The organism is Stenotrophomonas sp. 169, assembly GCF_014621775.1.
Lineage (GTDB): Bacteria > Pseudomonadota > Gammaproteobacteria > Xanthomonadales > Xanthomonadaceae > Stenotrophomonas.
Map to the genome: position 1 here is coordinate 1 of NZ_CP061204.1, position 17,505 is coordinate 17,505.

The 17,505-nt window shown below is 62.8% G+C and carries 15 protein-coding genes; all 15 read left to right on the forward strand.

The annotated features are described in order from the left end of the window. Window positions 1–1,356, forward strand: coding sequence for a chromosomal replication initiator protein DnaA (dnaA, locus tag ICJ04_RS00005; protein ID WP_188325542.1), 1,356 nt, complete (start codon window positions 1–3; stop codon window positions 1,354–1,356). A gap of 275 nt (window positions 1,357–1,631) precedes the next feature. Continuing rightward, window positions 1,632–2,732, forward strand: coding sequence for a DNA polymerase III subunit beta (gene dnaN / locus ICJ04_RS00010; RefSeq protein WP_188325543.1), 1,101 nt, complete (start codon window positions 1,632–1,634; stop codon window positions 2,730–2,732). Window positions 2,733–3,517: 785 nt separating this feature from the next. Continuing rightward, on the forward strand, window positions 3,518–4,612 hold the full coding sequence (gene recF / locus ICJ04_RS00015) for a DNA replication/repair protein RecF (RefSeq protein WP_188325544.1): 1,095 nt from the start codon (window positions 3,518–3,520) through the stop codon (window positions 4,610–4,612). A gap of 109 nt (window positions 4,613–4,721) precedes the next feature. After that, window positions 4,722–7,187 carry a DNA topoisomerase (ATP-hydrolyzing) subunit B gene (gyrB, locus tag ICJ04_RS00020; protein ID WP_188325545.1) on the forward strand — a complete coding sequence of 822 codons (2,466 nt, stop codon included), beginning with the start codon at window positions 4,722–4,724 and terminating at the stop codon, window positions 7,185–7,187. A gap of 68 nt (window positions 7,188–7,255) precedes the next feature. Then, window positions 7,256–8,110, forward strand: a complete 855-nt coding sequence (locus tag ICJ04_RS00025; RefSeq protein WP_188325546.1) for a type II CAAX endopeptidase family protein — start codon at window positions 7,256–7,258, stop codon at window positions 8,108–8,110. A gap of 214 nt (window positions 8,111–8,324) precedes the next feature. Then, window positions 8,325–9,131 (forward strand): M48 family metallopeptidase, encoded by an 807-nt coding sequence (locus ICJ04_RS00030; protein ID WP_188325547.1) that lies wholly within the window; start codon window positions 8,325–8,327, stop codon window positions 9,129–9,131. A 131-nt stretch (window positions 9,132–9,262) separates the two neighbouring features. Then, on the forward strand, window positions 9,263–10,483 hold the full coding sequence (locus ICJ04_RS00035) for a tetratricopeptide repeat protein (RefSeq protein ID WP_188325548.1): 1,221 nt from the start codon (window positions 9,263–9,265) through the stop codon (window positions 10,481–10,483). Between the two features lie 255 nt (window positions 10,484–10,738). Continuing rightward, window positions 10,739–11,296: an energy transducer TonB gene (locus ICJ04_RS00040; protein WP_188325549.1), complete on the forward strand. Its 558-nt coding sequence runs from the start codon at window positions 10,739–10,741 to the stop codon at window positions 11,294–11,296. Between the two features lie 88 nt (window positions 11,297–11,384). Next, window positions 11,385–12,143, forward strand: a complete 759-nt coding sequence (exbB, locus tag ICJ04_RS00045) for a TonB-system energizer ExbB (protein ID WP_188325550.1) — start codon at window positions 11,385–11,387, stop codon at window positions 12,141–12,143. A gap of 55 nt (window positions 12,144–12,198) precedes the next feature. Continuing rightward, window positions 12,199–12,624, forward strand: coding sequence for a biopolymer transporter ExbD (locus ICJ04_RS00050; protein ID WP_188325551.1), 426 nt, complete (start codon window positions 12,199–12,201; stop codon window positions 12,622–12,624). A gap of 3 nt (window positions 12,625–12,627) precedes the next feature. Next, entirely contained in the window at window positions 12,628–13,041 is a 414-nt protein-coding gene (locus tag ICJ04_RS00055; RefSeq protein ID WP_188325552.1) for a biopolymer transporter ExbD, read from the forward strand. Window positions 13,042–13,152: 111 nt separating this feature from the next. After that, complete coding sequence (cls, locus tag ICJ04_RS00060) at window positions 13,153–14,613, forward strand: cardiolipin synthase (protein WP_188325553.1); 1,461 nt, start codon at window positions 13,153–13,155, stop codon at window positions 14,611–14,613. A gap of 42 nt (window positions 14,614–14,655) precedes the next feature. Continuing rightward, window positions 14,656–15,399 carry a pyridoxine 5'-phosphate synthase gene (locus tag ICJ04_RS00065; RefSeq protein ID WP_188325554.1) on the forward strand — a complete coding sequence of 248 codons (744 nt, stop codon included), beginning with the start codon at window positions 14,656–14,658 and terminating at the stop codon, window positions 15,397–15,399. Between the two features lie 318 nt (window positions 15,400–15,717). Next, window positions 15,718–16,833, forward strand: a complete 1,116-nt coding sequence (locus ICJ04_RS00070; RefSeq protein WP_188325555.1) for a PA0069 family radical SAM protein — start codon at window positions 15,718–15,720, stop codon at window positions 16,831–16,833. Window positions 16,834–16,880: 47 nt separating this feature from the next. Next, window positions 16,881–17,450, forward strand: coding sequence for a DUF6624 domain-containing protein (locus ICJ04_RS00075; RefSeq protein ID WP_188325556.1), 570 nt, complete (start codon window positions 16,881–16,883; stop codon window positions 17,448–17,450). The last annotated feature ends 55 nt before the right edge of the window (window positions 17,451–17,505 follow it).

The window sequence follows — 17,505 nt, forward strand, 5'->3', positions numbered from 1 at the left end:
ATGGATGCCTGGTCCCGTTGTCTCGAACGCCTTGAGGCGGAATTCCCGCCCGAGGATGTTCACACCTGGCTGAAGCCGCTGCAGGCCGATCTGCGCGCTGACGCCTTGATCCTCTTCGCTCCGAATGCCTTCATCGTGGACCAGGTACGCGCCCTGTACCTGCCACGCATCCGCGAGCTGCTGACCCATTTCGCAGGGTTTGGCGACGTTTTTCTTGAAATCGGCTCGCGTCCGCGGCCCATGGAGACGCAGATCGCGCCGAATCCGGGGCTGTTCACCGGCGGTGCCTCGCCCGCTGCGCCACCGCTGGCCAGTGAGCCGGTGGTGCCGTTCGCCGGCAACATGGATTCGCACTACACCTTCGCCAATTTCGTCGAAGGCCGGAGCAACCAGCTGGGTCTGGCCGCCGCCTTCCAGGCCGCGCAGAAGCCGGGTGACCGTGCGCACAATCCGCTCCTGCTGTACGGCGGCACCGGTCTGGGCAAGACCCACCTGATGTTTGCCGCCGGCAATGCGATGCGCGAAGCCAATCCGCATGCAAAGGTGCTCTACCTGCGCTCGGAACAGTTCTTCAGCGCGATGATCCGGGCCCTGCAGGAAAAAACCATGGATCAGTTCAAGCGCCAGTTCCAGCAGGTGGACGCGCTGTTGATCGATGACATCCAGTTCTTTGCCGGCAAAGACCGGACGCAGGAAGAATTCTTCCATACGTTCAACGCGCTCTTCGACGGCAAGCAGCAGATCATCCTGACCTGCGATCGGTATCCGCGCGAAGTCGAGGGCCTGGAAGCGCGCCTGAAGTCGCGGCTTGCCTGGGGCCTGTCGGTCGCCATCGAGCCGCCGGACTTCGAAACGCGCGCGGCGATCGTGCTGGCCAAGGCACGCGAGCGCGGTACTGAAATCCCCGACGATGTTGCGTTCCTGATTGCCAAGAAGATGCGCTCCAATGTGCGCGACCTCGAGGGCGCGCTGAATACCCTGACCGCCCGGGCCAATTTCACTGGCCGTGCGATCACCACCGACTTCGCCCAGGAAACCCTGCGCGACCTGCTTCGGGCCCAGCAGCAGGCCATCAGCATTCCCAACATCCAGAAAACCGTCGCCGATTACTACGGGCTGCAGATCAAGGATCTGCTGTCCAAGCGGCGGACCCGTTCACTGGCCCGGCCACGCCAGGTGGCGATGGCGCTGACCAAGGAACTGACCGAGCACAGCTTGCCCGAGATCGGAGACGCTTTCGCCGGACGTGACCACACCACGGTGCTGCATGGCTGCCGTCAGATCCGGACGTTGATGGAAACCGACGGCAAGCTGCGGGAAGACTGGGACAAGCTGATCCGCAAGCTGAGCGAATAATGCACGGACGCCATTGAGGCGTCATCGCACAAAACGGTGCAGAATCCGGGGGCAAGCGTGGGGCATGTTGTGGATAAAAAGCCTGCTGTAGACGCCTCGGATTTTATCCACAGCTTTCCCCACCCCTTGAGGGGCGGTATTCCAGAGGGTTTCGAGCATGAAATATTGTTTGGAAACAAATACTTAGATGTGTTTTCCCTGAATTCTGGCTCTACCATCACCACCAAGCTTTTGATTTATTCCACATCTTTTAAAGCATAGGGGCACGGAACCACATGCGTTTCACACTGCAGCGCGAAGCCTTTCTCAAGCCGTTGGCACAGGTCGTCAACGTGGTCGAACGCCGCCAGACCCTGCCGGTTCTGGCAAATTTCCTCGTCCAGGTCAAAGACGGGCAGCTTTCGCTGACCGGTACGGATCTGGAAGTTGAAATGGTGTCGCGGATCGCGGTTGAAGAGGCTCAGGACGGCGAGACAACCATTCCGGCCCGCAAGTTGTTCGAGATCATCCGCGCCCTGCCTGACGGCAGCCGGATCACGGTCTCGCAGACCGGCGACAAGATCACCGTGCAGGCCGGCCGCAGCCGGTTCACGCTCGCTACCCTGCCCGCCAATGATTTCCCGTCGGTCGACGAGGTCGAGGCCACCGAGCGTGTAGTGATCGGCGAAGCCACGCTGAAGGAGCTGATCGAGCGCACTGCGTTTGCAATGGCCCAGCAGGACGTGCGGTATTACCTCAACGGTCTGCTGTTTGACCTGCGTGGCGATACGCTTCGCACGGTGGCCACTGACGGACACCGTCTGGCCCTGTGCGAGACCGACCTGGCCAAGCCCAGCGGTTCCAAGCGCCAGATCATCGTGCCGCGCAAGGGCGTCACCGAGCTGCAGCGTCTGCTGGAAAGCGGTGATCGCGAGATCGAGCTGGAGGTGGGCCGCAGCCATGTCCGCGTCAAGCGCGACGATGTCACCTTCACTTCGAAGCTGATCGACGGCCGGTTCCCGGATTACGAGGCCGTGATTCCGATTGGCGCCGACCGTGAGGTCAAAGTGGACCGCGAAGCACTGCGCGCCTCTCTGCAGCGTGCGGCGATCCTGTCCAACGAGAAGTACCGCGGCATCCGCGTGGAAGTCTCGCCGGGCAATTTGAAGATCAGCGCGCACAACCCGGAGCAGGAAGAAGCCCAGGAAGAAATCGAAGCCGAGACCACGGTCTCCGATTTGGCGATCGGGTTCAACGTGAATTATGTGCTGGATGCCCTGTCAGCGCTGCGCGACGAGTTCATCATCGTGCAGCTGCGTGATTCGAACTCCTCCGCACTGGTCCGCGAAGCCAGCAGCGAGAAGTCTCGCCACGTGGTGATGCCGCTGCGTCTCTGACATCCGGTTCCACGTGGAACAAGAAGCGCCCGACATGTTCGGGCGTTTTTTTTTGTTCCACGTGGATCATTCGTAGCAGGCGGAGCATCGCGCCACTGAGTCGCCCGATGTACCCATGGGGTATTCGATGCAGTGTTCGTTGGCCCGTCGTTCGTAAGATGTGCTGGTGCGGCAGGCCAGATGTCGGTGGTTTGCCACGTGCGTCGCACCCCCCTGTTTTCGATTATCCACATCCCGGCGGGACCTGATCGGAGGGGCTGCCAAGCTTTTAAATCTGGGTATAAATCTAAAGCATGGTGGTGATGGTAGGGCCAGATTTCATGTATAACTAGCCTATCTGCATGATTTACATAGGTTTATTAGCCTTGAACCCCCCCTCCAAGTGGGGGTTGGGCTGGGGGAATACCTGTGGATAGATTTCGGGGCTTGGTAAAACCGCTTTTTTATCCACAGCTTGCGCAGAGGTTGTGCATAAGTAATCCCAAGGGTTTCAAGACGTATCCGGCCACGCCGTCAATTTCTTGAAATCTGATGGGGCACGCGGGTTGGGACCCAGCAGAATTCAAGGATTCGACGTCTTTCACGTGGAACCGCGACCCGCGAAGGGCGCAGATTCCTTGAAATCTGATGGTTGGCGCGACCAGCGAGGCCACAGAACGCAGCGGATTCGAGCCGTTGAGCTGCATCACTGCCCGATCTCCGCGGCCAGTCGATGCCCTTGACCGATGCAGTAAGCTGGTAGATCGCTCACCCTCCCGCGCCGTCGATTCCGGCAACCTCCCTTCATGCAGATCCGCCGCCTTTCCCTACAGCACGTACGTCGATTCGAGTCGGCAGACCTGTTGCCCCAGCCGGGTATCAACCTGCTGACGGGCGACAACGGCGCCGGAAAGACCAGCGTGCTCGAAGCGCTGCACCTGATGGCCTACGGGCGCAGCTTCCGCGGCCGCGTGCGGGACGGTTTGATCCGTCAAGGCCAGGAATCGTTGGACGTTTTCGTGGAATGGGACGAATCCAACGCCGAAGGCAGGGAAATCCGGCGTCGCGCGGGTCTTCGTCATTCTGGACAGGACTGGAAAGGCCGGCTGGACGGAGAAGATGTCGCGCAGCTGGGAAACCTGTGCGCAGCGTTGGCCGTGGTGACCTTTGAGCCCGGCAGCCACGCACTGGTGAGCGGGGGCGGCGAGCCCAGGCGTCGATTCCTGGATTGGGGTCTGTTCCACGTGGAACCAGACTTTCTTTCCCTGTGGCGGCGATATTCCCGGGCCCTGAAGCAGCGCAATGCCCTGCTGAAGCAAGGGGGAGCGCCGCGGATGCTGGATACGTGGGATCATGAGCTCTCGGAGGCGGGAGAACCGCTGACCAGTCGGCGTCTTCATTACCTGGAGCGCCTGCAGTCCCGATCCGTGGAACTGGCCGCCGAACTGGCGCCACAACTGGACGTGCAGTCAATGACGCTCAGCCCTGGCTGGCGCCGCCACGAAGTGTCCCTCGCCGATGCGTTGCTGCTTGCACGCGAACGAGACCGGCAGGCGGGCTATACCTCGGTGGGACCGCACCGTGCGGATTGGACGGTTGGCTTCGGCAGCATTCCGGGGCGCGACGCACTGTCGCGTGGACAGGCCAAGCTGACCGCCCTCACCTGCCTGTTGGCCCAAGCCGAAGACTACGCCGTGCAACGCGGGCACTGGCCGGTGATTGCACTGGATGACCTGGGATCAGAGCTGGATCGCAACCATCAAGGCCGGGTGCTGGACCGACTGCTGGATGGCCCGGCGCAGATATTCATTACCGCCACCGAAACCCCATCACCACTGCTGGATCGCACTGATATCGCGCGGTTCCACGTGGAACATGGCCAAGTGACCGGTGTGCCATAGTGGTCCACGGGGTAGACCTGCCCGGCTGGTATAATTCAGGTTGTATCACCCCCTCTTTCTCGGCGCGCCATTCGTTGGCGCCCGACCTGCGGAGCCTACGGCGAGCGCAATGACCGACGAACAGAACACCCCTGCACCTGCAAACAGCGGCACCTACGACGCCAACAGCATCACTGCGCTGGAGGGCCTGGAGGCCGTCCGCAAGCGTCCCGGCATGTACATCGGTGACGTACACGATGGCACCGGCCTGCACCACATGGTGTTCGAAGTCGTCGACAACTCCATCGATGAGGCGCTTGCGGGCCATGCCGACCACGTTTCGGTCACGATCCACGCAGACGGGTCTGTTGGCGTGACGGATAACGGCCGTGGCATCCCGACCGGCAAGCACGAGCAGATGAGCAGGAAGCTGGATCGCGAGGTCTCGGCAGCCGAGGTCGTGATGACGGTCCTGCACGCAGGCGGCAAGTTCGACGACAACAGCTACAAAGTCTCCGGCGGCCTGCACGGCGTGGGCGTCAGTGTGGTCAACGCGCTGTCGCAGAAGCTGACGCTGGACATCTATCAGGGCGGTTTCCATTACCACCAGGAATACGCCGACGGTGCGGCCGTGATGCCGCTGAAGCAGGTTGAGGCCAGCACAAAGCGCGGCACCACCCTCCGATTCTGGCCCTCGACCAAAGCGTTCCACGACAACGTCGAGTTCCACTACGACATCCTCGCCCGTCGTCTGCGCGAGCTCTCGTTCCTCAACTCCGGCGTCAAGATCGTGCTGATCGACCAGCGCGGAGAAGGTCGTCGCGATGATTTCCACTACGAAGGCGGCATCGCCAGCTTCGTGGAGCATCTTGCCCAGCTGAAGACCCCGCTGCATCCGAACGTGATCTCGGTCGTGGGCGAGCACAGCGGTATCACCGTGGAAGTGGCGTTGCAGTGGACCGATTCCTACCAGGAAACGATGTACTGCTTCACCAACAACATTCCGCAGAAAGATGGCGGCACCCACCTGGCCGGCTTCCGCGGCGCGCTGACCCGCGTGCTGAACAACTACATCGAACAGAATGGCATTGCCAAACAGGCCAAGATCAACCTGACCGGCGATGACATGCGCGAAGGCATGATTGCCGTGCTGTCGGTCAAGGTGCCGGATCCCAGCTTCTCCAGCCAGACCAAGGAAAAGCTGGTCAGCTCGGATGTCCGTCCGGCGGTGGAGAACGCATTCGGCCAGCGTCTGGAAGCGTTTCTGCAGGAAAATCCGAACGAAGCCAAGGCCATCGCCGGCAAGATCGTCGACGCGGCCCGTGCGCGTGAAGCGGCACGCAAGGCACGCGATCTGACCCGCCGCAAGGGCGCGCTGGATATTGCCGGCCTGCCCGGCAAGCTGGCCGATTGCCAGGAAAAGGATCCAGCACTGTCGGAATTGTTCATCGTCGAGGGTGACTCGGCAGGTGGCTCCGCCAAGCAGGGACGCAACCGCAAGAACCAGGCCGTGCTGCCGCTGCGCGGCAAGATCCTCAACGTGGAGCGTGCCCGTTTCGACCGCATGCTGGCCTCGGACCAGGTGGGCACGCTGATCACCGCGCTGGGCACGGGCATCGGCCGGGACGAATACAACCCGGACAAGCTGCGTTACCACAAGATCATCATCATGACCGACGCCGACGTCGACGGTGCGCACATCCGTACGCTGCTGTTGACGTTCTTCTACCGGCAGATGCCGGAGCTGATCGAGCGCGGTTACGTCTACATCGGCCTGCCGCCGCTGTACAAGATCAAACAGGGCAAGACCGAGCTCTACCTCAAGGACGATCCGGCGCTGGATGCGTACCTGGCCAGCAGCGCGGTGGAAAATGCCACGCTGGTGCCGGCCAGCGGCGAGCACGGCATCGAAGGCGTCGCGCTGGAAAAGCTGCTGCTCAGCTACGCCGGCGCGCTGGACTCGATCTCCCGTAACGCCCACCGCTATGACCGTCAGCTGCTTGCCGCACTTGTCGACTTCATTCCGATGGATCTGGAACACCTGCGTAATGCAGCGCCCGAAGACGGCCTGGATGCGTTGGCAGCACGCCTCAACCAGGGCAGCCTCGGTTCGGCGCGTTTCACCCTGGAACTGCAGGAACCCCACGATCAGCGCCCCGCTGCCGTGTTGGTGACGCGCCGCCACATGGGCGAAGTGCACATCCAGGTGCTGCCGCTGGCCGCGTTCGACGGTGGCGAGCTGCGCGCGATCTACCAGGCGGCATCGCTGCTGCACGGTCTGGTGCGCGAGGGCGCTGTCATCTCTCGCGGTGCCAAGTCGATCGAAGTGACCTCGTTTGCGCAGGCCCAGGCCTGGTTGCTAGATGAAGCCAAGCGTGGTCGCCAGATCCAGCGATTCAAGGGTCTGGGTGAAATGAATCCGGAACAGCTGTGGGATACCACGGTGAACCCGGATACGCGTCGTCTCCTGCAGGTCCGCATCGAAGATGCTGTGGCGGCTGACCAGATCTTCAGCACCTTGATGGGCGATGTGGTCGAGCCGCGCCGCGACTTCATCGAGGACAATGCGCTGAAAGTGCACAACCTGGATATCTGACACAATCCGAAGAGATCGCCCCGTGCAACGCGCACGGGGCGGAGCCCCCTTCAGCTGCCAGGTTGCCGATGTCCGTCACTGCCCAGGTCCCACCGCCGCCGCTGCCTGCGGCCGCACCGCCACCCGCCGCACCGCGCAAGGCCGGCTCACCGCTCGCCGGATTTCTGATCGATGTGGGTCTGGCCGGGTTGATCCTGTTTGGCATCAGCCTGATGGCAGGACTTGTGTGGGGGCTGTACCGCGGGGTCATGGTGGGCATGGAGGCCGCTTCCCAGAAGGCTGACGCGCCGGATCCCAACGCAGTGGCTGCCCTGCTCGGTCAGCCGGGGCCGTTGGCCCAGATCCTGATGGCGCTGGTGGCGACCGGCGGTGCGGCCCTGATTCTGTACTTCTGGCGACGCCCCGCCACGCGTGTGGAACGTGAAACCTCACGGCACGCGGCCGCCAAGCTGTCCACGTGGGGCTGGACCCTGTTCGTCGCGGTGCTGGTCATCATCTTCAGCAACGGCATTGCCTTCCTGGCCAAGCGCGCCGGTATCGAGCCGGTTCCGACAAACCTGGACCTGATGACCCGCGCGGTGGATCAGTTCCCTGTGTTCCTGATGCTGTTCGCTGTCGTGCTGGCACCGGCCTACGAAGAGCTGCTGTTCCGCCGCGTGTTGTTCGGCCGCCTGTGGCAGGCCGGCAAGCCCGTGCTGGGCATGGTGTTGAGCAGTCTGGCCTTCGCGCTCGTGCACGAGATACCGGGAACCAGTGCGAACGGGCCCGCTGAAATCGCCCAGTTGTGGCTGATCTACGGTGGCATGGGTGCCGCGTTCTGCTGGCTTTACCAGCGCACAGGAACCCTGTGGGCGCCCATTGCCGCGCATGCGCTGAACAATGCGGTGGCCTTGAGCATGCTGATGCTGTTCGGCACCCACTGAAGCATCCGCCGAGCGCGGCTCGGCGATACAACAGCAGCCCCCCTTCTGCGCCGACGAAGCGGCAGCGCCGAGCCACGCTCGGCGGATGCCATCACCGTTCGCGAAGTACGACGGACAACGCCATCGAGCCTGTGCCGCGCCTACCGTGCAGGGATTGACGAAAAATTAAGCTTGCGGCGTGGACACTCAGTGCATGAACACGGGGAATGGATCCATGAAACGACTTCTGCTGGCATTTACGATCACCGCACTGCTTAGCGCATGCGCCACCACCACCTCGCCGACCGGGCGCCGTCAGGTCGTGGGCGGTGTATCCCAGGCCGAGCTCGATCAGCTGGGTGCCCAGGCCTTTGCTGAAACCAAGCAGAAGGAAAAGGTCAGCACAGACCCCAAGCAGACCGCCTATGTGCAATGCGTGGTCACGGCCCTGGTGGCTCAGCTGCCTGCTCAGTACCGTGGCGTACGGTGGGAAACGGCGGTCTTCGCCGATAACGAACCCAATGCCTTCGCGCTGCCAGGCGGCAAGGTGGGCGTTAACTCCGGCATCTTCACCGTGGCCAAGAATCAGGACCAGCTTGCCGCAGTCATCGGTCATGAGATCGGCCACGTGATCGCGCGCCACCATGAAGAGCGCATCACCCGGCAGATGGGCGCGCAGACGGGTCTGTCTGTGGTCGGCGCACTGGCCGGCGCTGCCTATGGGGATACCGCAGCGAGCGCGGTCAATCAGTTCGGCGGCATGGGCGCGCAGACCCTGTTCCTGCTGCCCGGTTCGCGTACCCAGGAAAGCGAAGCCGATGTGGTCGGCCAGAAGCTGATGGCCGAGGCCGGGTTCGATCCCGCGCAGGCCGTCAACCTGTGGCAGAACATGATGTCGGCGAGCGCGGGACGTAGCCCCCAGTGGTTGTCCACCCATCCGGACCCCGCCAATCGGATCCGTGAACTGCAGCGCGATGCGCCTGGATTACAGGGCGTCTATCAGCAGGCGCAGGCGGCCGGACGCAAGCCGCGCTGTAGCTGAGCTTCGATGAAAATGCTGTGATGCAGCACAGGAAACGATTTCTCACGTCCCATAATTCTGATACGTTTGGCGGCTCAGATTTTTCTGACGTACGTCATTGCTGCCGCTAAGCGGTCCGATCGAGGTGAAAGATGATGCTCCGTAACCACAAGCAAGCCCTGCTGACCATGCTGATCGCGACTGCCGTGAGCGGCGCCGTAGTCACCGATGCCTTCGCGCAGACGCGCTCCGCCGACCGTTCCGAGCAGCGCGAGCGCCGTGGCAGCAGCAAGGCCGAAACGGCTGCGCCGCTCTACCCGAACGCGACCCGCAAGGAACCGGGCGTGAAGTCCTCGCCGAAGCTTGGGAAGCAGCTGCAGAAGCTGATCGACAGCTACAACGAGCAGCAGTACCCGGAGACGCTGACCGAAGCGCAGTCCATCATCGGCAATTCGGCGGCGAACGAATACGATAAATCGCTCGCCCTGCAGCTGGCGTCGCAGGCCGCTTACCAGACCGATGACGTCGCCACGGCGAAGAAGTACCTGCAGCAGGTGCTGGACCTCAATGGCCTGGATAACAACGGTCACTTCCAGTCGATGCTGATGCTGGCCCAGTTGCAGCTGCAGGACGACGACAAGGCCGTGCAGGCACAGGGCTTGACCCTGATCGACAAGTATTTCGCCGAGAGCGGTTCGAAGAAGCCGGAAGACCTGATGGCCAAGGGCCAGGCGCTGTATCAGCTGGAGCGCTATGCCGATGCGATCCCGGTGCTGCGTGAAGCCATTGCCGCATCCCCCGAGCCGAAGGACCAGTGGAACCAGCTGCTGATGGCTGCACTGTCCGAAGCCGGCCAGACCGGTGACGCGGTCAAGGAAGCCGAGCAGATCGCGGCGAAGAACCCGACCGACAAGAAGGCGCAGATCAATCTGTCCAGCATGTACATGCAGGCAGAGCAGATGGACAAGGCCGCCGCGATCATGGAAAAGCTGCGTGCTGCCGGCCAGCTGACCGACGAACGCGAATACAAGCAGCTGTATTCGATCTACGCCAACAGCGAAAACAAAGAAAAAGAAGTAATCTCGGTCATCAACGAAGGACTTGAGAAGGGCATCCTGAAGCCGGACAACCAGGCTTACCTGGCCCTGGCCCAGTCTTACTACTATTCCGAACCGCAGCAGGTCGACAAGGCGATCGAGGCGTGGCAGAAGGCCGCACCGCTGTCGCCCACCGGCGAGACGTACCTGAATCTGGCGCGTGTATTGCACAGTGAGGGGAAGATTCCCCAGGCCAAGGAAGCAGCACGTCAGGCCAAGGCCAAGGGTGGCCTGAAGAACGCCGCGGATGCGGATAAAATCATCAACCTGAAGTAAGTAGGAATAACGCCTGAATGCCTGCGCAAAGCGTACGCAGGCACTCAGGATTGGTATAAGCTTGGAGGTTCCTGCGGTGTCATGCACCGCTGATCAGGGTTACCGCTCCCCGGTAACCCGGCCCCACAATTGAGCTCTTGGCGCATGACGGAACAACTAGTCTTTCACCGCTACGAACAAACTGCAGAGAAAGGGCTGAGCTGGCCCCGGATCTTCGGGATCGCGTTTGTAATCGCCCTGCATCTGGCTGCCTTCATGATGCTTCTGATTCCTGCCGTGGCCCCAAAGGCTGCTGCGGAAAAAGAACGCAATGTGATGGTGACCATCGTCGACGCGCCGCCGCCGCCACCGCCGCCGCCGCCGCCGCCGCCGCCGGATGAGACCCCTCCGCCGCCAGTGAAGAATCTGTCGCCGCCGAAACCGTCGCCCGTTCCCCCGCCGCCGCAGGCGCCGGTGGTCGACATTCCGGATCCGCGTCCGACCGATATCGTCACCCCGCCGTCGCCGCCTGCGCCGCCGGCACCGCCGACCTCCATCGAGGCCAGCGTGGATATCTCGTCCAAGAACATGAATCCCCCGCGTTATCCGCCGGCTGCATTCCGTGCGGGCATCCAGGGTGAAGTGATCCTGATCATCGATGTCGATGCCCAAGGCAACGTCACCAATGTCACGGTCGAGAAATCCAGCCGTAACCGCGACCTGGATCGCGCTGCAATGGAGGCCGCACGCAAGTGGCGCTTCAACGCAGCAGAATCGGGCGGCAAGAAAGCCGCGGGCCGCGTCCGCGTACCGGTCAACTTTGCACTGAGCTGATACGCCGGGTGGCCCCCGGGCCACCTCTGCTGACAGTTCGTTAGTCCAGCTACACCCTTCAACACCACACACAACAAAGGTAAGCGTCATGCTGCAGGAAATTTTCATCGCCGCTGCTGCTGGGGGCAACTCCAACGCCCTGTCGCAGATGGGCTTCGAGCACCTCATCCATGAAATGACCAGCCAGCCGGGCGACTTCGCAGTCTCCTGGGTCGTGCTGATCACCTTGATCGTCATGTCGGCCATGTCCTGGTACTGGACTGTCATCAACATCTTCCGTGCTGCCCGCCTGAAGGCTGCTGCTGACAAGGTCACCAGCCTGTTCTGGGATACCCCGAACGCGCAGGACGCCATCCGTGCCATGGAAGAGCAGCCGGCTTCGGAGCCCTTCTCGAAGATCGCCCTGGACGCCGCACAGGCTGCCGCCCATCACCAGCGTGCCGAAGGCGGCGCAACCGGTGGCCTGGGTGAGACCCTGAGCCGTTCGGAATTCGTCGACCGCGCCCTGCGTCAGGCCGTGACCCGCGAAAGCAACAACCTGCAGTCGGGCATGACCCTGCTGGCCACCGTCGGTGCAACCGCTCCGTTCGTCGGTCTGCTCGGTACCGTGTGGGGCATCTACGGCGCGCTGATCAAGATCGGTGCAACCGGTTCGGCCTCCATCGATGCCGTCGCCGGCCCGGTGGGTGAAGCGCTGATCATGACCGCGATCGGCCTGTTCGTGGCTATCCCGGCCGTGTTCGCCTTCAACTTCTTCAGCAAGATCAACAGCGCGACCATCAGCCGTTTCGATACGTTCGCACACGACCTGCATGACTTCTTCGCTACCGGTTCGCGCGTCCGCTAAGGACGCGCTGTACCCGGCACGAAGGTAGTTCACACCGATCTAGACGGAGCCCGTTATGGCTTTCAGTAGTGGTAACAGCGGCGGCCCCATGGCCGACATCAACGTTACGCCCCTCGTGGACGTGATGCTGGTGCTGCTGATCATCTTCATCATCACGGCGCCTCTGATGTCCCACAAGGTCAAGGTCGAGCTGCCCGAAGCCAATCTGATCCAGAACCCGGACGATGCAAATGATCGTAAGGGTCCGATCACGCTGGCGGTCAAGGAAGACGGTTCGGTTTACTGGAACGACGAGGAAATCGATCGCGGGACGCTTGAGTCCCGCCTCGCCACCGCCGCCCAGCAGACCCCCCAGCCGCCGCTGAACCTGCGTGGTGACCGCACCACCAAGATGCGTGTCATCAATGAGCTGACCAAGGTCGCGCAGGAACAGGGCATGCTGGACGTCGGCTTCGTTGCGACCAAAGAGAAGGGGCAGTAAGCCATGGCATTCAGTTCTGGTGGTGGCAAAGGCCCCATGGCCGATATCAACGTCACGCCCCTCGTGGACGTGATGCTGGTTCTGCTGATCATCTTCATCGTGACCGCGCCGATCATGACCTACCCGATCGCGGTGGACCTGCCGCAGCGTGTGCTCAACCCGCCACCGGTGACGGTTGAACCGCCGCCGCCGGTCGAGTTGCGCGTCGATGCGAGCAACCAGGTGTTCTGGAACAACAGCCCGGTCGCCGTGACCGAACTGCAGCAGCGGATGGAACAGGAGGTCCAGCGTGACCCGACGAACCAGCCGGAACTGCGGATCGACGCGAGCCCGGATTCGGAGTACGACGTGATGGCCAAGATCCTGGCCAGCGCGAAGAACGCCCAGATGAAGAAGATCGGTTTCGTACAGCAGTAAACGCACTACGCAGTCCGCACTCATGACGCGACTGGAAAACGCCTTCGGAAACGGAGGCGTTTTTTTTTGTCCGGGATCTGACGTCCGCCTTCGCTCGCGTATCATCCGCCGATGATTGCTTTCTTCGACGCCCTCCGCCATTGGCTGGACACCATTCCCCACCTCGGCACGTCGCTGGCGATTACCTATGCGCTGTATCTGATCGGCCTGATCGGCTGGATCATGCTGCAGAAACGCGAACCGGTTGCCACGCTCAGCTGGATATTGTCGTTGGCGGCGCTGCCCTATATCGGGCTTTTCATCTATTACCTGCTCGGCCCGCAGAAAGTAAATCGGCAGCGCCTGCGCCGCGGCCGTTCGCGCTCGGGCATGGAGCATTACAGCACCGTCTGCCCGCCGGACGCCGACTGTACCGAGCTGGCGGCGATCGGCCAGGCGACCACCGGCCTGGCACCCAGCAGCGCCACCGAAGTGGAATGGCTGGTCGACGGTGCAGCGACCTACGCGGCCCTGCTGGAAGGCATCGCCCAAGCGCGGGACCACATCAACCTGGAGTACTACATCTTCGAACCCGACCACACCGGCACCGCCGTGCGCGATGCGCTGGTGGCTGCTGCACAGCGCGGTGTGCAGGTGCGATTGCTGCTCGATGCAGTAGGTGCGGGCAAGATCCGTGCGCGCTTCCTGAAGCCGCTGCTGGATGCCGGTGGCGAGGCGGTGTGGTTCCATCCGCGGCAACTGCTCAAGCCCTTCAAGCGGCCGTGGTTGAACCTGCGTACCCACCGCAAGCTGGTGGTGATCGACGGTGTGCTGGCCTTCACCGGCGGCATCAACATCACCGACGAAGAGAACGAGCAGCGCGACCCGAACGCCTACCGCGATCTGCACATGCGGCTGCAAGGGCACGTGGTGCGCAGCCTGCAACTGGTCTTCATGGAGGACTGGCTGTATGCCAGCGGGCAGGACGCCAAACAGTTCGATCAGCTGCGCTTGTGGCCACGTGAAATGCCGACCCGGGCCGATGGCAGCATCAACGCGCAGGTGTTGGTGTCCGGCCCGGATTCGGGCTGGGAAACCATCCACCGCCTGCACGTGGCGGCCATCCACGAGGCCAAGCACCGCGTATGGCTGGTGACGCCTTACTTCGTGCCCGGCGAGGCCGCGCGCATGGCGCTCACCTCGGCCGCACTCGGAGGTCTGGACGTGCGCCTGCTGGTGCCCAAGATGAGTGACTCGTGGTTCGTCACCCAAGCCGCGCGTTCCTACTTCGACGAACTGCTGCAGGCCGGGGTGAAGATCCATGAGTACGGTCCGCGCATGCTGCATACGAAGGCGTTCATCGCCGACGACGACGTGTGCATCGTGGGCACCGCCAACTTCGATCACCGCAGTTTCCGCCTCAACTTCGAGCTGTCGATGCTGCTGCGGGACAAGGGGCGCGTCGCCGAGCTGGCCGGCATCCTGGAGCACGAGTTTTCCAGTGCGACGCGCGTGCACAACGAACGCAACCGCGGCCTGTGGCGGCACCGCTTGCCCGAGGCGTTCGCCCGCCTGGCCTCGCCCCTGCTGTGACAGCGGCGCTACACTGCGCCCCTCTGTCCGTGCCTTACCGCCATGACCCGTCTCAGCGTCAACGTGAACAAGATCGCCGTACTGCGCAACTCGCGCGGAGGCCACGATCCGGATGTGCTGCGCGCCGCGCAGGCGTGCCTGGACGCCGGCGCGCACGGTATCACCGTGCATCCGCGGCCTGACCGGCGGCACATCACGGCGGAAGATGTGCACGCGCTGTCCGCGCTGACCCAGGCACGCGGCGTCGAGTTCAACATCGAAGGCAACCCGTTCGCCCCGCCACGTGATGGCTACCCGGGCCTGCTGCCGCTGTGCGAGGCCACCCGCCCCGCGCAGGCCACCCTGGTGCCCGATGGCGATGGCCAGCTGACGTCCGACCACGGGTTTGATTTCGAGCGTGATGCAGACCAGTTGAGGCCGTTGATCGCCTCGCTGAAGGCGATGGGCTGCCGCGTGAGCCTGTTTGTCGATGCCGGCAATCCGCTGCTGGAACTGGCCGCCGACGTGGGCGCCGACCGCATCGAGCTGTACACCGGACCGTATGCCGAAGCCCATGCCGCTGGCGATGCCACCGACATGCTGGCGCTGTTCGCGACCGCCGCCCGCCGCGCTCAGGCCGTGGGCCTGGGCGTCAACGCCGGCCATGACCTGTCGCAGGCCAACCTGCGTGCCTTCCTGACCGCCGTACCTGACGTGATGGAAGTCTCGATCGGCCACGCCCTGATCAGCGAAGCGCTGTACGACGGCCTGGATGCCACGGTAAAGGCCTACCTGGCCAGGCTCTGACCCGCTCTGGTAGCGCCGACCCAGGGTCGGCGGAAACCATCCGCCCCGTGAAACCTGCACACCCGGTCATGACGGCCGCTTGCTGTCACGACGTCTCATGTCGCATCCCCTGAGACCCAGATCCCCTACCCTCGGCTGCGCATCGCGTGGCCTGCAATGTCCTGCGCGTTGTCCTGACATGACCGTATGTCCTGTGGATAACCATGGGGGCAACCTCCAGCCCCAACCCGCTCCACGCCTACAGCCACCTGAATTCCAGCACATTGCATATGCTGTGGTTAGCAATAATACTAATCGCACTTTCAGTAGAAAATTCCCATGGGTCGCCCTGATTCCCTTCCCCCTATCGCGATCAAAGGCCGTGGTGCTACCTCCCACATCGCGGGCCGCTTCGAGAGCACAGTCAGCGAAGCGGTGGACGACGGTTGGGAGCCGGATGAAAGCGAGGAGTTCCTGACTCCCCGCCTGCGGACGGAAGTGCGCACGGAGACCGCACGCAGCATCATCAGCCGCAACAGCTCCCCGGATGTAGGCTTCAGTCAGTCAGTGAACCCCTACCGCGGGTGCGAGCACGGCTGCAGCTACTGCTTCGCGCGTCCCTCCCACGCCTACCTGAATCTGTCGCCTGGCCTCGACTTCGAAACCAAGCTGTTCGCCAAGACCAACGCTGCGCAGCTGCTGCGCAAGGAACTGGCCAAGCCGGGCTACGTGCCGCAGCCGATCGCGCTGGGCATCAACACCGACGCCTACCAGCCGATCGAACGCAAGTTCAAACTCACCCGCCAGCTGATCGAAGTGATGCTGGAAACACAGCACCCGTTTTCGCTGATCACCAAGAACGCGTTGGTCGAGCGCGACATCGATCTGCTGATGCCGCTGGCGGAAAAGAACCTGGTCAGCGTGCATTTCTCGGTGACCTCGCTGGACCCGGTGTTGTCATCGAAACTGGAGCCGCGTGCCGCTGCACCGCGTGCCCGTCTGCGCGCCATGCGGCGGCTGCACGACGCGGGCATCCCGGTCGGGGTGATGGTGGCGCCGGTGATTCCGTGGGTGAACGATGCCGAGCTGGAAGCCGTGCTGGAGGCAGCACGCGATGCCGGCGCGCGCACTGCCGGCTATGTGCTGCTGCGGCTGCCGTTGGAAGTGTCGCCGCTGTTCCGCGACTGGCTGGAAGCGCACTACCCCGACCGTGCCGCGCACGTGATGAGCACCATCAACCAGCTGCGCGGCGGCAAGGACTACGACAGCCAGTTCGGCACGCGCATGCGCGGCCAGGGCGTCTATGCAGACCTGTTGAACAATCGATTCAAGCTGGCGCGCAGGCGGCTGGGGTTTGATGCGCAGAACAGCCATTGGCCGAAGCTGGATTGCACGCGGTTTGTGCCGCCGCTATTGATCAAAGTGAAAGATGAAGCACAGGGCACCTTATTCTAGAGAGCCGGCGTGCTCTGCCCGACGCCTTCGGCAACCAAGGACGATGTATGACAAGGACGAAGCGTCACCTGCTGCTGTTCGCGTTGTTCGGCATGACGAGCTATCCCACGTGGGGAAGCGAATACGCATCTGAGCTGGCCAGCGAACTCATCGCGATGGCGGAGGCGGATCAACAGGTCCGCAGTACGCAGCCCGTCGACGTCGCCCATGTGCTGTCCACGGACGCCGCACATTCCAGTCGGCTCTCGGCAATCATGGCCGCATCCGGCTGGCCACGTGTATCGGTCGTCGGAAAACCGGCCGCCGATGCAGCCGCCTTGCTGGCGTTGCATGCCGATCGTGCCCCCCAGGTGCAGCGCCAAGCACTGGCCCTGATGTTGCCTCTACTCGGATCAGGCGAAGTAGACGCCCGTAAGTATGCTTACCTCTGGGACAGGACCCACAGCCCACAGCGATACGGCACTCAGGGCAGCTGTGTGGGACAGAGGTGGTACCCGGATGAGATCGAAGAGGCGCCGCAGGTGGATAGCCGCCGAGCGGCTGCGGGTCTTGGCACATTGTCGGAGTATGTCGAAGCAGCCAGCGAAATGTGCGCGCCGGCGCGGGCAATCGACTGACGACCGGCGTCACCTGAAAATCCTGTCGCCCCCCGCCTTACGCAGGTCACGCAGG

Excerpts from the sequence above, each read along its gene's own strand:
- dnaA (WP_188325542.1), top strand. The coding sequence starts at position 1 with ATGGATGCCTGGTCCCGTTGTCTCGAACGCCTTGAGGCGGAATTCCCG.
- dnaN (WP_188325543.1), top strand. The coding sequence starts at position 1,632 with ATGCGTTTCACACTGCAGCGCGAAGCCTTTCTCAAGCCGTTGGCACAG.
- recF (WP_188325544.1), top strand. The coding sequence starts at position 3,518 with ATGCAGATCCGCCGCCTTTCCCTACAGCACGTACGTCGATTCGAGTCG.
- gyrB (WP_188325545.1), top strand. The coding sequence starts at position 4,722 with ATGACCGACGAACAGAACACCCCTGCACCTGCAAACAGCGGCACCTAC.
- ICJ04_RS00025 (WP_188325546.1), top strand. The coding sequence starts at position 7,256 with ATGTCCGTCACTGCCCAGGTCCCACCGCCGCCGCTGCCTGCGGCCGCA.
- ICJ04_RS00030 (WP_188325547.1), top strand. The coding sequence starts at position 8,325 with ATGAAACGACTTCTGCTGGCATTTACGATCACCGCACTGCTTAGCGCA.
- ICJ04_RS00035 (WP_188325548.1), top strand. The coding sequence starts at position 9,263 with ATGATGCTCCGTAACCACAAGCAAGCCCTGCTGACCATGCTGATCGCG.
- ICJ04_RS00040 (WP_188325549.1), top strand. The coding sequence starts at position 10,739 with ATGATGCTTCTGATTCCTGCCGTGGCCCCAAAGGCTGCTGCGGAAAAA.
- exbB (WP_188325550.1), top strand. The coding sequence starts at position 11,385 with ATGCTGCAGGAAATTTTCATCGCCGCTGCTGCTGGGGGCAACTCCAAC.
- ICJ04_RS00050 (WP_188325551.1), top strand. The coding sequence starts at position 12,199 with ATGGCTTTCAGTAGTGGTAACAGCGGCGGCCCCATGGCCGACATCAAC.
- ICJ04_RS00055 (WP_188325552.1), top strand. The coding sequence starts at position 12,628 with ATGGCATTCAGTTCTGGTGGTGGCAAAGGCCCCATGGCCGATATCAAC.
- cls (WP_188325553.1), top strand. The coding sequence starts at position 13,153 with ATGATTGCTTTCTTCGACGCCCTCCGCCATTGGCTGGACACCATTCCC.
- ICJ04_RS00065 (WP_188325554.1), top strand. The coding sequence starts at position 14,656 with ATGACCCGTCTCAGCGTCAACGTGAACAAGATCGCCGTACTGCGCAAC.
- ICJ04_RS00070 (WP_188325555.1), top strand. The coding sequence starts at position 15,718 with ATGGGTCGCCCTGATTCCCTTCCCCCTATCGCGATCAAAGGCCGTGGT.
- ICJ04_RS00075 (WP_188325556.1), top strand. The coding sequence starts at position 16,881 with ATGACAAGGACGAAGCGTCACCTGCTGCTGTTCGCGTTGTTCGGCATG.